A 19108-nucleotide genomic window follows, 5' to 3' on the forward strand; every position below is an offset into this window, starting at 1 on the left:
AGTGACCATAGTGGTTTCGGCACGGAAATGTTTACCGCTGCCACCGGCTCGCCGCTGTCATCCGACACCGTGGCGGCGACGTTGAGGTCGCCGGGATAGAACTCTTCATCCGCATAGGCGTAGTGATCCCGCCGCGCCTCGTCGATCAGGTCCCGCAATGCGGCCGGATCGGTCGTGGTGCGCGGGGTGTGTTTGATGCGGGCGATGGCACGCAGCTTCTTGTCCAGCTCGGCCGGCGGCAGGTGCGCCCACATCGCGCGGCCCGATGCCGATGCGATGCAGGGGATGCGCGTGCCGGCCGGCATGTAGACCGGAATGTGCCTGGCCGGTGCGACGCGCATGACGAAAACCATGTTGTCCTGGTCGTCCGGCACCGAGAGGTTGACGATTTCCCCGCATTCCTGGTTCAGCTGGTGGAGGACCGCGTGCGCATGCTGGAACAGCGGCTGGCGATAGAGGTAGCCATAGCCCAGTCCGACCGCCTTCACCGTGGTGCTGTAGCGCTTGCTGCGCGGATCCTTGGACAGGTAGCCCGTCTGTTCCAGCGTATAGGCCACCCGCTGCGCCGACCCCATGCTGATACCGTTTTCGCGGGCGATTTCCTGCAAGCTCAGCGAGGCGTGGGCGCGGAAGGATTCGAGTACGGCCAGCCCTTTCTCCAGGGACTGGATCAACAGGGCAGAGGCTACGGGCATGGGCGTCTCCGGGTTGGGCTCCCGGGATTGAATTAGGGAAACCCTTACGTTGTTGGGCCGATGGCGGCGGAGTATAAAAATCGGTATGCGGAACTAATTATCGCATAGCGATAACACTTCGCAATCGCCACGGCGGGGTCCGCCAAGCCGTGGACACGAACAATGCAGGCCAATCGAGGTTTCATGCAGTCCTCCGCCGTCCCCCATGACGCGGCCGTCGGTCCCGCCGGGCCGATGTCTTCAGCCGAATCGCAGCCCCTGCCGTCCTCCGTCGACGTCGCCATCATCGGCGGCGGGGTGATCGGCATCAGTGCCGCCCACGCCCTGGCGCAGTCCGGCGTGCGCGTGGCCGTGCTGGAAAAGGCCACGCTGGCCTGCGAGCAGTCGTCCCGCAACTGGGGCTGGGTGCGCACGCTGACACGCGACCTGCCGGAAGTCCCGCTGGCGATACGCGCCAACCAGTTGTGGAGCGACATCCAGACCCGGGCGGACGTCGGGTTCCGCCGCACCGGCATGCTGTACCTGCAAGAGACCGAGGCTGACGCCGCCGCCCATCAGGCCTGGATGGACCGGGCGAAGATCTACGGGATAGATGCGCGACAGCTCGACCGCCGGGCGGCGCTGGACCTGCTGCCTCACTCCAGCCGCGGCTGGACCGGCGCCATGTACAGCCCCACGGACGGCGTGGCCGAGCCGCAGTTCGCCGTGCAAGGCATTGCGTCCCTGGCACGCGAAGCCGGCGCGGTCATCCTGCAACGCTGCGCGGTACGCGGCGTGGAGCGCACCGCCGGACGGGTATCCGCCGTCATCACGGAGCGCGGTCGCGTCGCGGCGCAGGCGGTGCTGGTCGCGGCCGGCGCATGGTCGCGGCTGTTTTGCGGCAACCTGGGCGCGGACTTTCCGCAGTTGAAGGTGCGGGGATCGGTGATGCGCACCCTGCCCTTCGACGCCGGTCTGACGGCGGCGATCAACGGCAAGGACTTTACCTGCCGCAAGCGCGCCGACGGCGGCTATACGGTGTCGCAGTTCGGCGCGTCCATGGCGGACCTGGTGCCGGACAGCTTCCGGCTGCTGCGCCATTACCTGCGCCCCTGGCTGGCCAACAACACCTTCGTGCGGCTGCGGTTCGGCAAGCGGTTCTTCGAAGAGCTCGCCACGCCGCGGCATTTCGCCGCTGACCGCGTTTCGCCCTTCGAAAAGCACCGCGTCCTGGATCCGCTGCCGTCGCGCGCCGGCGTCGAACAGGCGTGGCAGCGGCTGACAAATGCCTTTCCGGTGTTCAAGGACGCGAAGATCGCGCAATCGTGGGCAGGCTATATCGATGTGACGCCCGACGCCATGCCGGTGATGGACGCCGTGCCCGGCGTGCCGGGCCTGTACCTGGCGTCGGGGTTCTCCGGGCACGGCTTCGGCATCGGACCGGCGGCGGGCGAGGCCATGGCGCAATTGATCCAGGGTCGGACACCCCCGGTCGATCTGCGCCCATTCCGGTTCAACCGATATATCGAACGGGCGACACGATGAACCGCGCAGCCGTACCGGCAAGGACGCCACGATGGCCGCCCCGGCTTGCTCCGACGCCGCCGCCGTAGCTGCCAGGCAGTCGTCCCGACGCACCGCCGCCTCGCGGCACCGCATACCGCAAGATCCATACACAGGAAACACGCTACATGGACTCCACCACGACGGCCGAGCTGCATCGACGATCCACCGTCATCGACGGCCTGGTTTTCTTCAGCGATGGCAGCGCGCGGGATATGCTGGCCGGCGGCGTCAGCGCGATCAACCTTACCGTGACCGACATGGGGTCGGATTTCGAGCAGGCCCTGAGGGATGCCATGGCGTGGCGCGAACGCTGCGCGGCGCCGGATTCGCCATGGATGCTGGTCGAACGCGCCGACGACATCGCGCGCGCCAAGCAGGCCGGCAAGCTGGGCCTGATCATGGGATGGCAGAACGGACGTCCGCTGGGCGACCAGGTCGACCGCGTCGCGCTGTTCCACACACTGGGTATCCGCGTCATCCAGCTGACCTACAACGAAGCCAATCTGCTGGGCGACGGCTGCCTGGAGAAGCGCAACGCCGGCCTGAGCGACCTGGGCGTGAAGATGGTCGAAGAGATGAACCGCGTGGGCATCGCCGTCGACCTTAGCCACTGTGCGGCGCAAACCTGCCTGGACGCGGCACGCTATTCCAGCAAGCCCGTTCTGCTGACGCACGCCAACGCCAATGCGGTGATTCCGCGCCCCCGCAACAAGTCCGATGAGGTCATCAAGGCCGTCGCGGAAACGGGCGGCGTCATCGGCTGCAGCATCCACGCCTACCTGAACTGGCGCGGCGACCCGACGCAGCAGCCGACCCTGGAAGACTTCGTCGCCAACGTCCGGCACATCGGCCAGCTGGTGGGGTACGAACACGTCGGCATCGGCACGGACTTTCCGTCGGTGGACACCTACGAGGCGGTGCGCCACGTCATGGTGATGTCGCGCACGAAGTACGCGGCCTCCGGCGGCGATTTCTCCAGTGCCTTCGGCGATGTGATGGAAGCCCGCTATCCGGTTGAAACGCCGACACCGGCGCAATTCCCGGCCTTCACTTATGCATTGCACAAGGCAGGCCTGACCGATACGCAAATCATGGGCGTGCTGGGCGGCAACTTTCAACGCGCTTTCGCGCAGAGCTGGGCGACCGCCTGAAAACCAACAACCAGGGGAAAAAAATGAGAACGCTGTCCAGCCAGACGGTCCACACCGGCCACGCCATCCGCGCCGGCCTACCCAGCCGCGCCTGCGAGGCCCCCGGGCGGCTTACGTGGTACCGGCGCATCGCGTCGTCCGCACTGGCCGTGCTTGCCGCACTATCCATGCTGTCCGCCTCGCCCGCCGCGCGCGCGGCCGACGACTACCCGGCCTACCCCATCCACATCGTCGTCCCCTACCAGGCCGGCGGCTCGACCGACATCGTCATCCGCAAATTCGCCGAACTGGCCGCGCCCAGGCTGGGCCAGTCCATCGTCATCGAGAACCGCGGCGGCGCCGGCGCGACGCTGGGCGCGCGCGCCATCAAGACCGCCAAGCCGGACGGCTACATGCTGGCCATCCTGCCCAGCCCGGTGTACCGCATGCCGCATATCCAGGACATGGGCTACGACCCGGTCCACGACTTCACTTACATCATGATGCTTAGCGGCTATACGCTGGGCGTGGCGGTGCCGTCCGGCTCGCCGTTCAAGACCTGGGCGGACTTCATCGGCTACGCCAAGGCGCATCCCAACGAAGTGACCTACGGCACCGCCAGCGTGGGCAGCGCCTCCAACGTGATGATGGAAGACATCGCCACGCGCAACGGCGTCACGTGGCGGCACATTCCCTACAAGGGCGAATCCGATGTGCTGACCGCGGTCATCGGCGGCCAGGTCACCGCCTATGCCGGGTCCACCACGGTCCAGCCGCTCGTTCAGGCGGGCAAAATGCGCATGCTGGTAACCTGGGGCGGACATCGCAGCGCCCAGTACCCGGAGGTCCCGACCCTGAAGGAACTGGACGGCACGCCGCCGGCCAACGCGCCCTTCGGCATCGCGGGTCCCAAGAGCATGCCGCCGCAGGTGGTGGCGAAGCTGCAGACCGTATTCAAGCAGGTCGCCGAGTCGGAGCAATTCAAGCAGGTGCTGACGCAGTACGGCCAGGAACTGGTCTACATGGACGGCAAGGACTACGCCGCCTATGCCGCGCGCCAGTACCGGCTGGAAGCGGACATCGTCCGCAAGCTGGGCCTGGCCCAGGACAAATAGCTGGAAACCCGATGCGGCCCATGCCGTCCCATCACGATGCAGCTGGGGGTTGTTCGATGATTGCCTACGTCCCGTCTTCCTGGAGTGCCATCAGGCGCCGCCTGTCGGTCCTGCTTGCCGGCGGCCTGCTGGCCGTGCTGGCCGTGGCGTCCACGCCGCCCGCGCGCGCGGCCGATTGGCCCGACCGCCCCATACGCCTGATGGTGGGCTACCCGCCCGGCGGCGGCACCGACACGGTGGCGCGCGTGCTGGCGCAGCAGTTGTCCAAGGTCCTGCATCAATCGGTGATCATCGAGAACCGCGCGGGCGCCAGCAGCACCATCGCCGCGCAGCAAGTGGTACGTTCGGAACCCGATGGCTACACGGTGTTCTTCGCCACCGGCTCGCCCCTGACGGGCGCGCCGCTGACCGTCAAGGGACTGACCTACGACCCGCTGAAAGACCTGGTCCCCGTCACGCTGATCGGCGGCGGGCCTTTCATTCTGGTCGCCAATCCCGCCTTTCCGCCCAACACGCTGCCCGAACTGGTCGAGTACGCGCGCGCCCATCCCGGCCAGGTGAACTACGCGTCCCCCGGCATCAGCACGGCCAACTATTTCTTCGCCGAACTGCTGAACCAGGACGCCGATATCAAGACCGTCCATGTCCCGTACAAGGGCAGCTCCGCGCTGATCAACGACCTGATCGCCGGGCAGGTGCAATACACCCTGGATACCCCGGGCACGACGCTGCCGCTGATCCATGCGGGCAAGCTGAAGGCCCTGGCGATCTTCAGCAAAAAGCGGCTGGATCGCGCGCCGGACATCCCGACCGCCGTCGAGAGCGGCTACCCCGACATGGTGGGCGGTTCCTGGTATGGGCTGCTGTTGCCGAAGGGAACGCCCCCGGCCATCGTCGATGCGTTGTACCGGGCCACGAAGCAGGCGCTGGCCGGCGAGGAGGTACGCCACGCCATGGAGGCGCGCGACGTCATCATCCAGGGCAGTTCGCCGGCGCAATTCAAGGATTTCATCCAGGCCGAATACACGAAGTGGAAAGCGGTCACGGACAAGCTCGGCATCCGCCCGCAGTAATCGACGCATACGCAAGGAGTCCCGCATGGCGACCACCACCAGCGCCCCCGACCTGACCGCCGGCAGCGCGCCATTGACGATGCGGCCGACGCTGACCGGCCTGAACCACATGATCTCCGCCGGGCACTACCTGGCCACGCAGGCCGGCATGGATGTCCTGCGGGCGGGGGGCAATGCCGTGGACGCCGGTGTCGCGGCCGGCATCGCGCTGGGCGTGGTGCAAAGCGACATCGTCAACTTCGGCGGCGTTGCGCCCATCCTGATCTACCACGCCGACAGCGGCAAGGTCTGGAGCATTTCCGGGCTGGGCTACTGGCCCCGCGCCACGCGCCTGGACGACTTCCTGCGCAAGCACAAAGGCACCATTCCCGCCGGCGTCCTGCGCACCGTCATTCCGGCCGCGCCGGATGCCTGGATTACCGCGCTGGAACGCTTCGGCACCATGAGCTTCGGCGAGGTCGCGGCCGGCGCGATCCGGCTGGCGCATGACGGCTTCGTGATGTATTCGCTGATGGCGGAAGTGCTGGCCGACAATGCCGCGAATTATGCGCGCTGGCCTTCCAGCGCGGCCGTCTATCTTCCCGGCGGCAAGCCGCCGCCGGCCGGCGCGATTTTCCGCCAGACGGACCTCGCGCGCAGCCTGCAGTACCTGGCGGACGAGGAGCACGCCCACCGCGGACAGGGCCGGCTGGCGGGATTGGCCGCGGCGCGCCGCGCCTTCTACGAAGGCGATATCGCCGCCGCCATCGTCAGATACCACAAGGAAGAAGGCGGCCTGGTCACGCATGAAGACCTGCGCGATTTCGCGGTAGAGGTGGATCCCGCCCTGGCCACCGATTTCCATGGCACGCGCGTGCACAGCTGCGGTTTCTGGTGCCAGGGGCCATCGCTGCTGCAGATGCTGAACATCCTGGAGCCGCGCGACCTGAAGACCCTGGGCCACAATACCGCGCCCTATGTGCACCTGCTGACGGAAACGATCAAGCTGGCCTTCTCCGACCGCGAGGCGCATTACGCCGATCCGCGCCATGCGGACGTGCCGCAGCAGGCGCTGCTGTCCAAGGCGTACGCGCGCCAGCGCCTGGCCATGATCGACCCGGACCGCGCCGGGCCGGACATGCCGCCGGCCGGGCAACTGCCGACGGCGCGCGATATCGAGCTGCGCGAAGCCGGGCCCGGCGATACCGCGCGCACCGATCCCCGCCTGGATACCTCTTATGTCGCCGTGGTCGACAAGCACGGCAATGCGTTCTCCGCCACGCCCAGCGACGGATCCTACAACTCGCCGGTGATACCGGGCACCGGCCTGATCGCCTCCGGGCGCGGCAGCCAGTCCTGGGCGCAGGCCGGCCACCCCTGCGCCGTCGGGCCGGGCCGCCGCCCCCGCCTGACGCCCAACCCTTCCCTGGCGATCCGCCCGGACGGCTACGTCATGCCCTTCGGCACGCCCGGCGGCGACGTGCAATGCCAGGCGATGTTGCAGACCTTCCTCAACATCGAGGTGTTCGGCATGGAGCTGCAACAGGCCATCGAGGCACCCCGCTTCGCCAGCTTCAGTTTCCCCTCTTCCTTCGAACCGCATACCGCCGTGCCGGGGCGCCTGATGATCGAAGACCTGATCCCCCGGGAAGTCGGCGATGCGCTGGCCGCCATGGGGCATTCCGTCAAATGGTGGCACGACCGCAACTGGCGGGCGGGTGCGATGTGCGCGGTGCGGCATGACCTGGATACCGGCATCCGCTGGGGCGGCGCCGATCCGCGCCGGCCGGCCTACGCGGCGGGCTGGTAAAGTCCCGGCGGGTTCAAGACACTTCGACTTCGCCGCCGACGGGCCCGGCGGCGAACACGGCGCCGAAGTGCCGTAACCGAATCCTTCAGGAATAGACGCTGCTACCCTAGAAGGGGTCTACACCCCAATCCGAAGGAGGATGCGCATGTCCGATAACGTCATCGGCACTTTTTTCACCGATACACGTTTTCTGGGAATTCCCTTATTGAACTGGCTCATCGCGGTCGCCGCCGCATGCGTCACTTTCGCCGTGACCCGGATCGCCATCGGCTTCGTCCGGCGCAGGTTGCAGGCCCGCTCTCACGCCTCCGGCGCGCACTTCAGCGCGATTGCCGCCGAAGTCATCGCCGGCACCAGCAATACGTTGGTCGCCCTGGCGTCCCTGCTGGTCGGTGCCGGCCTGCTGGACCTGCCGGCGCGCTGGGCGCAGCGCATCGATGGCCTGTGGTTCGTCGTCGCCATCCTGCAGATCGCGCTGTGGGCGCATCGCGCCATGATGCTCGCCATGCATCATTATTTCCGCCGCCATGCGGCATCGGACAGCGGGCAACTCACGGCGCTGGCCGCGCTTTCCATATGGGGCGCCAAGGTATTGCTGTGGGCGGTCGTGCTGTTGGCCATGCTGTCGAACATGGGGGTCAACATCACCGCCTTCGTCGCCAGCCTGGGCGTGGGCGGCATCGCCGTCGCGCTGGCGGTGCAGAACATCCTGGGCGATCTTTTCGCGTCGATGTCGATCGCGATCGATAAGCCGTTCGAAGTGAATGACTTCATCGTGGTCGGCACGCTGGCCGGCACGGTAGAGCACGTGGGCCTGAAAACCACCCGCATACGCAGCCTGGGCGGCGAACAGATCGTCATGTCCAACGCCAGCATGCTGACCGCCACGATCCAGAACTACAAGCGCTTGCGCGAGCGCCGGGTGGTGTTCCAGTTCGGCCTGGACTACGCGTGCACGGTTGAGCAGGTGCGCCAGGTGCCACAGATCGTCGAACGGATTATCCGTGACCAGGACAAAACCCGTTTCGACCGTTCGCATTTCAAGGGCTTCGGCGAAAGTTCGCTGGATTTCGAGACGGTCTATATCGTGCTGGACCCCGGCTACAACCCTTATATGGATATCCAGCAGGCGATCAACCTGGGAATGATGGAGGCCTTCGCGGAAATCGGCGTGCGCTTCGCCCACCCCGTGCGCATGCTGCATGTCGAATCGCTGCCCCAGCCCGGCCGGCGCGAGGAACGCGGACCGCGGCCGGAGGCCGACGGGGGGGCGATGCCCACGGCCCGGTCCGGACAAGGCGGCCGCGAAAGCTGAACGGCCGGCCTGCCCGGCGAGTCCACCTGGGACGGGATCGCCGGCGGCCTGCCTGCCGATGGTGGTGGCGGCCTCCACGAACTTCGCGTCGATGCGCCTGTCGATTTCCGCCACGTTCGCGCGTCGTGGCAGGACGGCGCCGCCATCCCGCCCGCCGTGCACACCAGGAGACCGCTTCCATGGCATTGCAGCTCTACTTCCACCCGTTTTCGTCCTATTGCCAGAAAGCCCTGATCGCGCTTTACGACAACGATATCGCGTTCGAGCCACAGCCCCTGGAAGGGCCGGACAGCGCCACCGGCAAGCGGCTGGCCGAACTGTGGCCGATGAAGAAGTTTCCGGTACTGCGCGATGGCGACCGCACCGTGATCGAGGCCACCTGCATCATCGAATACCTGGGCCTGTACCATCCCGGCCCGGTCCGCATGATTCCGGAGGATCCCAAGGCCGCGCTGGAAACGCGATTCATGGATCGCTTCTTCGACAACTACGTCGCCACGCCGCAGATGCACATCGTGTTCAACCAGATCCGCCCGGAAGGCGCGCGGGACCCCTATGGCGTCGAGCAGGCGCGCACGATGCTGGACACTTCCTACGCCTGGCTGGACAAGAAGATGGCGGACCGCGAATGGGCGGCAGGCGACCGTTTCAGCCTGGCGGACTGCGGCGCCGCGCCCTTCCTGTTCTACGCCGACTGGACGCAGCCCATTCCCGAGCGGTACGCCAACGTGCGGGCCTACCGCCGTCGCCTGCTGCAATACCCGTCCTTCGCGAGGGCGGTCGACGAAGCGCGGCCTTTCCGCGGGCTGTTTCCCTTGGGGGCGCCGGACAGGGACTGATTACGTTCCGCTCGGTGGCCGGCGCCGGATGAATCTTTGCTCGGTGACCGGCTCGCCCCATTGCGAGCCGGCGGCTTCTTCCGCCAACGCGAAGCCCGCGGATTCGTACAGGTGACGCGCGGCGTCCAGGCCGCGGAAGGTCCACAGATAGGTCTCGTCGTACCACTGGTCGGCAAACGCCAGAGCGCGGCCCAGCAGCGCGCGTCCTACCCCCATGCCTTGCAAGCCGCCGTCGACGATGAACCAGCGCAAATGCGCCTGGCGCGTATCGGTATCGCCATCGATCGCCACGGATCCCAGCGCGCGCCCCGCCTCCGCATACAGCCACAATCCTTTGCCCGGCGCCGGCAACGATTCGGCGAAAGCCGCCAGCTCCGTCGCCACCTTGCGTTCGAAGAACACGCCGAAGCCGACCGCCGCCGCGTAATAGCGCGCGTGCAGGGCCGCGATGTCGCCGATGCAGCCGGACAGGTAGCCCTCGACGATATTCGGGCCCCGAGTCGGGGTCGGGACCAGGTTCGGATTGTCGCGAGACAAGGCGTCGCCGTACAGGTCCAGCAGCCGCAGCAAGGCCTGCTGGTCGGCCGGCACCAGCTGACGCAGGGCCTTGGAGACCTGGTCGGTCGCGAAACGATCGATGCGCGCGCGCAGGGCCTGGCCCTGCTGGGTCAGATAAAGCCGGGAGGCGCGCGCGTCGGCATCGTCGCTCTCGCGCCGCAACAGGCCCATGCCTTCCAGCTTCGCGACCTGCCGGCTGGCGTTCGATTTGTCGAGCCGCAGCACGGAGGCAAGATCGCGCGCCTGGATGCCGGGCGACAGCCCGACTTCGATAATGGCGTGTACCGCCGACGGCGCCAGCCCGCTGTCAGCCAGGTACGGTCGCATGAAACCCAGTTCCCGTACCAGCCTGCGCGAGCGTTCGCGCACCTGCTGGATGGTCTGTTCACGGGACAATCCCACGCAGTCCGTCACGTCCATGATGCCCCCGGGCGCGGCATCGATGGCCGCAAAAAGTTGCGTTTCGCAACCAATATACCAGAGGAATCGTCCTGCGCGCTTACCTGTTCCCCGATTTTGGGGACTTGCCCTGTGACTTTCCCCGTTCACGCGCAGCGGAGATTCTGCGCCTACCGCTTGGGCGCCGGGAACACGGGCCAGGTCGCGACCCCAAGCAGTCCCGCCAGCAGCCACACCGCGCTCCATGATGTCGCCGCCAGCACGTGCGGGATGGCGGCGGGCGCCAGGAACAGGCTCAGGTAGACCAGCGTATTGCACATCCCCAGGGCCGTTCCGGCCCGCGCGGGACCCGCCAGCGTCGCGAGTTCGGTGTAGGCCACGCCATGCCACGCGGACACGGTCACACCCGCCGCGATGACCGCCGCCACCAGCAGCAGGGCCGGAGCGTCGGCGGCGGTCGCCAGGGCCAGCACCGCGAAGGCCGCCGCGGCGATCAGTACGACCGCCCGCACATAGGCGCGCCGGTTGCCGCGCAGGTCCGTATAGCGGCCGCTCCAGACCCTCAGGATCATTGCGCCCAGTTGTACAGCGACCATGGCGAAGGTCGTCCCGGCGATCCCCACGCCGCCGAAGTCGTGCAGATAGACAGTCGCGAAACTGAGCACCGCGAATTGCGGCGCGCACAGCACACCGATGGCCAGGACGAGACGCCGGATCGTCGGATCGCGCAGCGGGCTTGCCTTGGGCGGCATACGCGTCGCCGGACCGGTATCGGATTGCGCGCCGCGGACAACGCCATCGGCCGGACGCTTGTCTTCCGGCTCCGGGGGATCGCGCAGCCAGCGCCACGCCAGCAGCGCCGAGCCCGCGCACATCGCGGCCAACACGCCATAGACCGCGCCAAACCCGGCGGTCGAGGCCAGCCACGGCAACGCCAGCGCGCCCAGGCCGCCGCCCAGCGGCACGGCGGTCTGCCGGATGCTCATGGCAAGGCCGCGTTCGCCTTCCTTGAACCAGCGCATGATCGCGCGTCCGCTGGAGCCGTTCACGCTGCCCCCCGCCAGGCCCACCACGCACATCAGCAGCAGCAGCCAATGGAACGACGGGACGAAGCCGGACGACGGCACCATGAACACCGCCATCGCGACCAGCGCCAGCGTGGTCGCGGTCAGGCCAGCCAGCAGCACGGGGCGGTCGCCCCAACGGTCCGTCGCCACGCCCCAGGGCAATTCCGTCATGGCCACCCCCAGTCCGATGGCACCCAGTGCCACGCCCAGCGCGGCGTCGTCCAGCCCATAGCCGGATCGCATCCATACGGCCGTCGTCGGGATACCGGCCGCCGCCGCCGAGAAACTGACGTTGGCGACCACGCCGGCCGCCAATACCTTCCAGCGATGTTCCGGCCCGCACAGTCGCCCCTGGATTGCCGCGCGAGGCGCCCCGGCCGCCTGGCCGTCCGCCAACGCAGGACCGCGCCCGCCTGCAGCCACAATAGCCATGATGTCACCTTGGAACAGAAGTCGATGGCGACAGTGTGGACGGTTTCAATAGTTCTGAATATCACATAATATTTGCCTGTTAATTCGATAAAACCGGATGTTCAGGATGCAAGTGAACCTCGATATCGCCGCGCTGCGCACCCTGGTCATCGGTATGGACCTGGGCAGCTTTGCCAAGGCCGCCGATCGCGTCGGACGCTCGACGTCCGCCATCAGCGCGCAGATCCGCAAGCTGGAGGAACAGGCCGGCGCGCCGCTTTTCCGTAAATCCGGCCGCGGGCTGGCGCTGACCGACGCCGGCGAAGTCATGCTGGACTATGCGCGACGACTCGTGGGCCTGAACGACGAAGCGGCGGTGGCCACGCGGGGCCTGGACATGGAAGGCTGGATACGCCTGGGCCTTCAGGAGGACTTCGGGGAAACATTGCTGCCCGCCCTGCTGGGGCGCTTCGCCCGCGCGCATCCGAAAGTGCGCATCGAGGCCCGTGTGGCGCGCAATACGGAATTGCAGGAACGCTTCGATGCCGGGCAGCTGGATCTCGCCTTGCTGTGGAATAGCGCTCCGCGTATCGACGCCATGCGCCAGCGCCTCGCGCGGCCGCGCATGTGCTGGATCGGTTCTTCGGCCATGCCCTGGCGGCCGGAAGCGGGCGAGCCGCTGCCGCTGATCGCCTTCGACCGGCCCTGCATGTTCACGCAGGCCGCCACCGCGGCGCTGGACCGCGCGCGCATCCCGTGGCGCCTGGTGTTCACCAGCCCCAGCCTGAACGGCCTGTGGGCCGCGACGGCGGCCGGCCTGGGCGTCAATGTGCGCACCGCCTATGGCTTGCCCACATCGGTACGGCCGTTGGACGCGAAGGCTTCCGGCCTGCCATCGCTGCCCGCGCTCCCGCTGCTATTGCTTCGGCGGCCGGGCGAGACGCAGCCGCTGGCGGACCGCCTGGCCGAACTCATCCGCGAGCACATGGACCGCGAGATCGCGCTTCAATCGCGCGGATAGCCGGCCGGCGCGACCGCGGCGCCCTGCACGCCATGGCGCTCCAGGGCATCCGCCACGAAACCGGCGCGCTTGACGTCCTCGACGTAGGCATCCAGGCAGGCGGCCACCGCGGCGCCGCGGTTCCTCGCCGTGGCCATGGATTGGTAAATGGCCATGAAGCGCCCGTCCAGCATGCGCAGGCCGCCGTGGCGCTCCACATCCGCGCGCATCTGCTGGCGCACGCCCGCGGCAGCATCCAGGCCGTCGCGCAGAAACACGTCCACGGCCTTGCCGGACCCGGGCGCATCCACCACGCGCGCATGCCGGAGCTCACGCGCGAGATGCAGGGCATACGCGCTGCCGGCGCCCACCGCGACGCGGCGCCCCGGCTGATCCACCTGCGCATTGCTGACGACGGGAGAGTCGGCGCGCACGACGTACACGCCTTCCATCAGCACATAGGGCGGCGTGAAATGCAGCGTATCGGCGCGCGCCGGATCGATGGCGAAGAAGCCGAAGTCCGCATCCCCCTCCCCCACCGCGGCCACGCATACCTTGGCCGACGGCAGGACCAGCAAGTCGATGCCCACGCCCAGCCGGCGCGCCAGCTCCGTCGCCAGGTCGACGGCGACGCCGCCCGGTTCGCCCGTCGCCGCATCGGCCTTGAAAAGCACGGGATTGGCGCGATTGATGGCCGCGCGCAGCCGGCCCCGCGCGGACAGCGTCCGCGCGCCTTCCGCGGCCGCTGCCGTGCCTGTCGTTCCCGCCGTCGTCATCGCCTATTTCTCCGCAATGCCGGCCTTCCGGATGATGACGGGCCATTGCTTGAACTCCCGGTCCATCAAGGCCGTCAGGTCGGCGGCGGACCCGCCGATCGGCCGCGTGCCGCTCTCTTGCAGCTTGGCCGCCACCGTCTTGTCGTGCACGGCCTCCATGAAGGCCTGTTCGAGCTTCTTGCGCACATCGGCCGGCACGCCGGCCGGCGCGACGATACCGATCCAGTACGTCGATTCGAAGCCGGGGTAGCCGGACTCGGCGATCGTCGGTACGTCGGGCAGCTGCGGCATGCGTTCCAGGCTGCTGACCGCGTAAAGTTTCAGTTTGCCCGCCTTGACGAAATTCGCGGCCGTAATATAGGCGTCCATCTTGACGTCATACACGCCGCCGACCAGGTCGGTCAGCGCGGGCGCGGCGCCCTTGTAGGGAATATGCGTCATGTCCAGCCCCGCGGCCGATTTCAGCAGTTCCATGGAGAGATGCGGGAAGGTCCCGGAGCCCGCCGAGCCATAGGACAGCTTGTGTGTCTTGGCGTACTGGATGAACGCCTTGAAATTGTTCGGCGGCAGCGCGGGATTGGCCACCAGCAGGCCCGGCATATCGCCGATCAGCGCGATGGGGACGAAGTCCTTCTGCGTGTCGTAGGGCAGCTTTTTGTAGATCGACGGATTGGCCGTGTGCGAGGTGGTTGCCATCAATAGCGAATAGCCGTCCGCCGGCGATTTCACGACGTTGTCGGAACCGATGACACCGCCCGCGCCGGCGCGGTTTTCCACGATGACCGGCTGGCCCAGTATCTGCGACACCTTGGTCGCCACGAGCCTGCCCACCAGGTCCGTGCTGCCGCCCGGAGAGAACGGCACCACCAGGCGAATGGGATGATCGGGAAAGGTGCCCGCGTGGGCGGCGGCGCATAGCGCGCTGGCGGCCAGCAGCAGCGCCGGCGCGATCCATGATGGTTTTTTCATGATGTCTCCTTCGTGGCGCGATCCGCGCCCTTATCGTTATATTTCCCCGGCGTGTCCGTCCCGGCCAGGCGATTTCGGCGCCATCCTGGCGGATGCGCCGGCCGGCCCAGGCGGGGGCCGCGCCGGAAATGGCCGCCTCAGCGGTGCGCCGGCGCCCCGTACAGCGCGTCCGCATTCGTTACCAGGATGCGCTTGCGGTCCGCCGCATCGGGCGCCCATTCGGCCAGCAAGTCGAACAGGTCGCCATCGTTCGGCATCTCGCGCCCCACCATATTGACGTGCGGCCAGTCCGATCCCCACACCATGCGTTCGGGTGCGTGGCGGATCAGCGCGCGCGCGATCGGCGTGACGGCCGCGTAGGGCATGTCTCCCTTGGCGCAACGCATGGGGCCGGACAGCTTGATCCATACCCGGCCGGTATCCAGCATCTTCAGCACGGTCTTGAATGCCGGCTGGTCCACGCCCTTGTCGGCGGGCACGCTGGCAAAATGGTCCAGCACGATTTTGCGATTCGGCAGGGCCAGCAGCGGGTCCGCATAGGACACGATGTCCTCGCCGTGCGGATAGAAGTGAACGGGCCAGCCCAGGTTCTCGACCTGCGCCGCCATGTCCGGCAGGATCTGCGGCAGATTCGACGCCCGCCTGGCGCTGACGAAGCGCACGCCGCGCACACCGGCCCGGTCCAGCCGCAGCAGTTCTTCGTCCGACAGTTCATCCGGCGGCAGGATCACGCCGGCGAAACGATCCGGGAAGCGCTTCAATGCGTCCAGCATATAGCTGTAATCGCGGCCATAGCCTCCGCCGCTGACGACCACGGCCTTGCGCAGGCCCAGGGTATCCAGCATCCGAATGGCCGTTTCCGGCAGTGCCTCGCCGGATACATAGGGGCTTGCGGGATCGAAGGGCCATTTATCGGCGGGACCGAACAGGTGGATCTGGCAATCCCAGCCGCCGGGAGGCACCTCCATGGCAGGCTTCCTGATGTCGGGATTGGGTGGCGGGGTCAGGTATGGCATGTACGTCTCCTGGATCTTGCCGGGTCTTGTCGTTTATAGGCCCCGGCCCCGTAGTATCCTGGCTCGCCGGCATGGCGGGGTAATGCCTTCTGCGCGCGCGGCGATGCTCTTTTCTTATCGGAGTAACGATTTGCAGCTGCCTCCCCTCGAACCCAACCTGCGCAGGCTGCGTGCGTTCGTCGGCGTGGTGCAGGAAGGCAGCGTGCGCCGCGCCGCCGACATGCTGCACCTGACGCAGCCCACGGTCACGCGCGCCATCCAGAAGCTGGAACGCGAGATCGGCCATCCCCTGTTCGAACGCACCTCCAGCGGCATGACCGCCACGGCCATCGGCCGGACGGCCGCGCGCCGCGCCGGGCGAGCGCTGGCGTATGTGCGTGCCGCGGAAGACGAACTTGCCCGCTTGCCGCGCCAGTCGGCCGCCACGCCCGCAGACGCAGCCGGAGCGCGGATCGCAGCCCCCGGCCCTGGCTGCGCCGCGCGCATCGTCCACGCGCTGACCAGCCGCCACCTGCAGGCCCTGATCGCCCTGTCCGAGCACGGCACCCACAGCGCCGCGGCGAATGCGCTGTCGCTGTCTCAACCGGCCATCACGCAGGCCCTGAGCGACCTGGAGCGCCTGGTGGGCGCGCCCTTGCTGCTGCGCACCAGCCGCGGCATGGCCGCCACCGCGGCGGGTGAAATCCTGCTGCGTCGCGGCAAACTCGCACTGGCGGAGATCCAGGCCTGCGCCAGCGACATTGCCGAACACCTGGGCACCGTTACCGGCACGGTGGCCATCGGCGTGCTGCCCATCTGCGGCACGCTGCTGGTACCGCGCGCGGTCAACCGGCTGTTGCGCGACCACCCGGCGCTGCACGTCGTCCTGGTCGACGGCCCCTACGACACGCTGCTGCACAAGCTGCGCGAGGGCCGGCTCGATGTCATCGTCGGCCCCCTCCGCGATCCTTCTCCCGCCGCCGATACCCGCCAGGAGGCCCTGTTCGACGGCGCACTGTCGGTGATCGCCCGCAAGGACCATCCGCTGGCCGGCCGCCGCGGCCTGACGCTGGCCGAGCTGGGCCGCTGCGAATGGGTGTTGCCGTCGCGCGAAACCCCCGCGCGCGCCATCATCGAACGCGTCATGGCCCGCGCCGGCCTGCCCATGCCCGACAACCCGGTGGAAGCGAACGCCCTGGCGACCTTGCGCGCGCTGCTCATGGAAAGCGACCGCGTCGCGATGATCTCGCGCCACCAGATCTACTTCGAAGAACGCGGCGGCATGCTGGCCGTGCTGCCCATCGAACTGGCCGATACGGCGCGCCCCATCGGGATGACCGTGCGGGCCGACGCCCAACCGCCGGCCGGCGTGCAATCGCTGCTGGACCACCTGCGCGCGGCGGCCCGCGAACGCCTGCTCGCCTGACACACCGGCATTCCCGGACGGACGCGGTCCCGTATTGCGCGCGGCGCCGGCCGCACGCCGGACGGGCACCGGCCCGCCGCCAGCCGGGATATCATCGCGATCATCCGGCCGCTCGTCGCGCGGTCCCGCTTCCTTCCTGTTCCCATGACGCATACGCTTATTCCGGACATCCGCTCTTCGGCACTCGACCCCATTCTCCAACGCGTCCTGCGTGCCATCCGGCGCCGCCGCGAACACGGTTTCCATTTCGCCGGCAATTTCCTCGCAGTGTCCTTCGACCGCGTCACCGTCGACGACAGCCTGGTCAGCATGAAGGCGGAATGCCATGCCCGGGACGGCGCCATCGACGGCACCGCGCTGGGAGTCCTGGCCGACCTGGCGCTGGCCGCGCCCATACGCGCGGCGCTGCCCGCCGATACACGGTTGGCCACCGTCAACATGCAGCTGCAACTGACGGGCGCGCCCTGCCATGCACCCGTCACGGCACGCAGCAGCTTTCATGGTTTTCTGCACGGCGCCGCGGGCCGGCAGGCCGTCAGCCGCGTCACCCTGCACGGCGCGGGCCGGGAGATCGGGCTGGGCACGGCCACTTTCATGGTGCTGGACCTGCCGCCCGGCATTCCGATTCCCTTCCTGACCCCGGTCGATCCCGCGCTGGACGAGACGCCGCTGCTCGACCCCGACACCGATCTGGACGCCGGCGAGCGCGCGCTGTTCGATTACGTCCGCATGGCGCTGGACGACAGCAAGCCAGCCAACGATTTCACGCAACGGCTGTGGGGCTACCGCACGCATGCCCGCGAGGGCGGCGCGTCCGGCGCGCTGGCCAACGGGCCGCACATCGCGAACCGCGTCGGCCACGTGCAGGGCGGCGTGCTGCTGGGCTTCGCGCAGGCCACGGCCCAGGCCGCGCTGCCGGCCGACTGGGGCTTGAGCAGTATCACGGCCACCTATGTCAGCCCGGGGGAAGGCGACGAACTGAAGGCCGAGGCGGATATCGCCCATCGGGGCCGCACCACCGCGGTCACTCGTGTCACGATCACCACCGGACAAGGCCGCCGCGTGCTGGAGGTGCTGGCCACGCATTCGCTGCGCGCCGGCTCCGCCTGACCCCACGGTCCAGCAGGCGGCCGCACCCGCCGCTATGATGGATGTTCGAAGAATGCTTAGCGCCCGTATCCCATGAAAATCGCCACCTTTAACGTCAACGGCATCAACAGCCGCCTGCCCAACCTGCTGCGCTGGCTCGAACAGACCCAGCCCGACGTGGCCTGCCTGCAGGAACTCAAGGCGCCGCAGGAAAAATTTCCGGAAGGCCCCATCCGCGACGCCGGCTACGGCGTCATCTGGCACGGGCAGAAAAGCTGGAACGGCGTTGCGATCCTGACACGCGGCTGCGACCCCGTGGAATCGCGCCGCATCCTGCCCGGCGACGACGCCGACGAACAAAGCCGCTATATCGAAGCCACGGTGCAGGGCATCGTCGTGGGATGTTTGTACCTGCCCAACGGCAACCCCGCGCCGGGACCCAAATTCGACTACAAGCTCAAGTGGATGGACCGCCTGATCGCCCATGCCGCCGGCCTGGTGGACAGCGGCCAGCCCACGGTGCTTGCCGGCGACTACAACGTCATCCCCACCGATGCGGACGTCTACAAGCCGGAGCGCTGGGTCGACGATGCGCTGTTCCGTCCCGAATCGCGCGAGGCCTTTCATAAGATGATCGCGCAAGGCTGGACGGATTCCCTGCGCACCTGCCATCCGGACGCACGCATCTTTACCTACTGGGACTACTTCCGTAACGCGTATGCACGCGACGCCGGCATACGCATCGATCACCTGCTGCTGAATCGCGCCCTGGCGCCGCGCCTGCTGGATGCGGGCGTGGACCGCGATGTGCGCGGCTGGGAAAAAGCCAGCGACCACGCGCCGACCTGGATCACCCTGAAGCCGGCCTGACGGCGACGGCCCCGCGCCGGCCGCATCGGCAGCCAATTGTCCGCGCC

The 19108-nt window shown here is 67.8% G+C and carries 17 protein-coding genes; 11 read left to right on the plus strand and 6 right to left on the minus strand.

Going from position 1 to position 19108, the window contains the following annotated elements:
• Window positions 1–695 (minus strand): IclR family transcriptional regulator (locus ACO1P8_RS17235; protein ID WP_486297107.1); only part of this gene is annotated, 695 nt, incomplete at its 3' end.
• A gap of 162 nt (window positions 696–857) precedes the next feature.
• Between ACO1P8_RS17235 and ACO1P8_RS17240 the strand changes: the two genes are divergently transcribed.
• The 7 genes from ACO1P8_RS17240 (at window position 858) to ACO1P8_RS17270 (ending at window position 9501) form a co-directional block, all read left to right on the plus strand.
• On the plus strand, window positions 858–2219 hold the full coding sequence (locus ACO1P8_RS17240; protein ID WP_486297108.1) for an NAD(P)/FAD-dependent oxidoreductase: 1362 nt from the start codon (window positions 858–860) through the stop codon (window positions 2217–2219).
• 146 nt (window positions 2220–2365) lie between these two features.
• Window positions 2366–3391 carry a dipeptidase gene (locus ACO1P8_RS17245; protein ID WP_486297109.1) on the plus strand — a complete coding sequence of 342 codons (1026 nt, stop codon included), beginning with the start codon at window positions 2366–2368 and terminating at the stop codon, window positions 3389–3391.
• 23 nt (window positions 3392–3414) lie between these two features.
• Window positions 3415–4485 (plus strand): tripartite tricarboxylate transporter substrate binding protein, encoded by a 1071-nt coding sequence (locus ACO1P8_RS17250; RefSeq protein WP_486297110.1) that lies wholly within the window; start codon window positions 3415–3417, stop codon window positions 4483–4485.
• A gap of 56 nt (window positions 4486–4541) precedes the next feature.
• Complete coding sequence (locus ACO1P8_RS17255) at window positions 4542–5558, plus strand: Bug family tripartite tricarboxylate transporter substrate binding protein (RefSeq protein ID WP_486297111.1); 1017 nt, start codon at window positions 4542–4544, stop codon at window positions 5556–5558.
• Window positions 5559–5583: 25 nt separating this feature from the next.
• Window positions 5584–7347, plus strand: coding sequence for a gamma-glutamyltransferase family protein (locus ACO1P8_RS17260; RefSeq protein WP_486297112.1), 1764 nt, complete (start codon window positions 5584–5586; stop codon window positions 7345–7347).
• A gap of 145 nt (window positions 7348–7492) precedes the next feature.
• The gene (locus tag ACO1P8_RS17265; RefSeq protein ID WP_486297113.1) at window positions 7493–8662 is read left to right on the plus strand and encodes a mechanosensitive ion channel family protein; all 1170 of its coding nucleotides are present in this window, start codon (window positions 7493–7495) and stop codon (window positions 8660–8662) included.
• 179 nt (window positions 8663–8841) lie between these two features.
• Window positions 8842–9501 carry a glutathione S-transferase family protein gene (locus tag ACO1P8_RS17270; RefSeq protein WP_486297114.1) on the plus strand — a complete coding sequence of 220 codons (660 nt, stop codon included), beginning with the start codon at window positions 8842–8844 and terminating at the stop codon, window positions 9499–9501.
• On the opposite strand, the gene ACO1P8_RS17275 is transcribed toward ACO1P8_RS17270, so the two are convergent.
• Both ACO1P8_RS17275 and ACO1P8_RS17280 read right to left on the minus strand, forming a co-directional pair.
• A complete protein-coding gene (locus tag ACO1P8_RS17275) occupies window positions 9502–10479 on the minus strand; it encodes a bifunctional helix-turn-helix transcriptional regulator/GNAT family N-acetyltransferase (RefSeq protein WP_486297115.1) in 978 nt (325 codons plus the stop codon).
• Window positions 10480–10628: 149 nt separating this feature from the next.
• Entirely contained in the window at window positions 10629–11957 is a 1329-nt protein-coding gene (locus ACO1P8_RS17280; protein WP_486297116.1) for an MFS transporter, read from the minus strand.
• Between the two features lie 106 nt (window positions 11958–12063).
• Between ACO1P8_RS17280 and ACO1P8_RS17285 the strand changes: the two genes are divergently transcribed.
• A complete protein-coding gene (locus tag ACO1P8_RS17285) occupies window positions 12064–12957 on the plus strand; it encodes a LysR substrate-binding domain-containing protein (protein WP_486297133.1) in 894 nt (297 codons plus the stop codon).
• Here the strand turns inward: ACO1P8_RS17285 and ACO1P8_RS17290 are convergent.
• From ACO1P8_RS17290 to ACO1P8_RS17300, 3 genes are all read right to left on the minus strand, one after another.
• Window positions 12942–13712 carry a transporter substrate-binding domain-containing protein gene (locus tag ACO1P8_RS17290; RefSeq protein ID WP_486297117.1) on the minus strand — a complete coding sequence of 257 codons (771 nt, stop codon included), beginning with the start codon at window positions 13710–13712 and terminating at the stop codon, window positions 12942–12944. The two genes, ACO1P8_RS17285 and ACO1P8_RS17290, sit on opposite strands and share 16 nt — an antisense overlap.
• Before the next feature lie 3 nt (window positions 13713–13715).
• Window positions 13716–14681: a Bug family tripartite tricarboxylate transporter substrate binding protein gene (locus ACO1P8_RS17295; protein WP_486297118.1), complete on the minus strand. Its 966-nt coding sequence runs from the start codon at window positions 14679–14681 to the stop codon at window positions 13716–13718.
• 137 nt (window positions 14682–14818) lie between these two features.
• Window positions 14819–15697 carry an amidohydrolase family protein gene (locus ACO1P8_RS17300; RefSeq protein WP_486297119.1) on the minus strand — a complete coding sequence of 293 codons (879 nt, stop codon included), beginning with the start codon at window positions 15695–15697 and terminating at the stop codon, window positions 14819–14821.
• A gap of 130 nt (window positions 15698–15827) precedes the next feature.
• Here ACO1P8_RS17300 and ACO1P8_RS17305 point away from each other — a divergent pair, with 130 nt between their 5' ends.
• From ACO1P8_RS17305 to xth, 3 genes are all read left to right on the plus strand, one after another.
• Window positions 15828–17102: a LysR family transcriptional regulator gene (locus tag ACO1P8_RS17305; protein ID WP_486297120.1), complete on the plus strand. Its 1275-nt coding sequence runs from the start codon at window positions 15828–15830 to the stop codon at window positions 17100–17102.
• A gap of 144 nt (window positions 17103–17246) precedes the next feature.
• Window positions 17247–18212, plus strand: coding sequence for an acyl-CoA thioesterase domain-containing protein (locus ACO1P8_RS17310; protein WP_486297121.1), 966 nt, complete (start codon window positions 17247–17249; stop codon window positions 18210–18212).
• A 72-nt stretch (window positions 18213–18284) separates the two neighbouring features.
• On the plus strand, window positions 18285–19061 hold the full coding sequence (xth, locus tag ACO1P8_RS17315; protein WP_486297122.1) for an exodeoxyribonuclease III: 777 nt from the start codon (window positions 18285–18287) through the stop codon (window positions 19059–19061).
• Window positions 19062–19108 lie beyond the last annotated feature (47 nt).

This window comes from Bordetella sp. (genome assembly GCF_057362025.1).

Excerpts from the sequence above, each read along its gene's own strand:
- ACO1P8_RS17240 (WP_486297108.1), top strand. The coding sequence starts at position 858 with ATGCAGGCCAATCGAGGTTTCATGCAGTCCTCCGCCGTCCCCCATGAC.
- ACO1P8_RS17245 (WP_486297109.1), top strand. The coding sequence starts at position 2,366 with ATGGACTCCACCACGACGGCCGAGCTGCATCGACGATCCACCGTCATC.
- ACO1P8_RS17250 (WP_486297110.1), top strand. The coding sequence starts at position 3,415 with ATGAGAACGCTGTCCAGCCAGACGGTCCACACCGGCCACGCCATCCGC.
- ACO1P8_RS17255 (WP_486297111.1), top strand. The coding sequence starts at position 4,542 with ATGATTGCCTACGTCCCGTCTTCCTGGAGTGCCATCAGGCGCCGCCTG.
- ACO1P8_RS17260 (WP_486297112.1), top strand. The coding sequence starts at position 5,584 with ATGGCGACCACCACCAGCGCCCCCGACCTGACCGCCGGCAGCGCGCCA.
- ACO1P8_RS17265 (WP_486297113.1), top strand. The coding sequence starts at position 7,493 with ATGTCCGATAACGTCATCGGCACTTTTTTCACCGATACACGTTTTCTG.
- ACO1P8_RS17270 (WP_486297114.1), top strand. The coding sequence starts at position 8,842 with ATGGCATTGCAGCTCTACTTCCACCCGTTTTCGTCCTATTGCCAGAAA.
- ACO1P8_RS17275 (WP_486297115.1), bottom strand. The coding sequence starts at position 10,479 with ATGGACGTGACGGACTGCGTGGGATTGTCCCGTGAACAGACCATCCAG.
- ACO1P8_RS17280 (WP_486297116.1), bottom strand. The coding sequence starts at position 11,957 with ATGGCTATTGTGGCTGCAGGCGGGCGCGGTCCTGCGTTGGCGGACGGC.
- ACO1P8_RS17285 (WP_486297133.1), top strand. The coding sequence starts at position 12,064 with ATGCAAGTGAACCTCGATATCGCCGCGCTGCGCACCCTGGTCATCGGT.
- ACO1P8_RS17290 (WP_486297117.1), bottom strand. The coding sequence starts at position 13,712 with ATGACGACGGCGGGAACGACAGGCACGGCAGCGGCCGCGGAAGGCGCG.
- ACO1P8_RS17295 (WP_486297118.1), bottom strand. The coding sequence starts at position 14,681 with ATGAAAAAACCATCATGGATCGCGCCGGCGCTGCTGCTGGCCGCCAGC.
- ACO1P8_RS17300 (WP_486297119.1), bottom strand. The coding sequence starts at position 15,697 with ATGCCATACCTGACCCCGCCACCCAATCCCGACATCAGGAAGCCTGCC.
- ACO1P8_RS17310 (WP_486297121.1), top strand. The coding sequence starts at position 17,247 with ATGACGCATACGCTTATTCCGGACATCCGCTCTTCGGCACTCGACCCC.
- xth (WP_486297122.1), top strand. The coding sequence starts at position 18,285 with ATGAAAATCGCCACCTTTAACGTCAACGGCATCAACAGCCGCCTGCCC.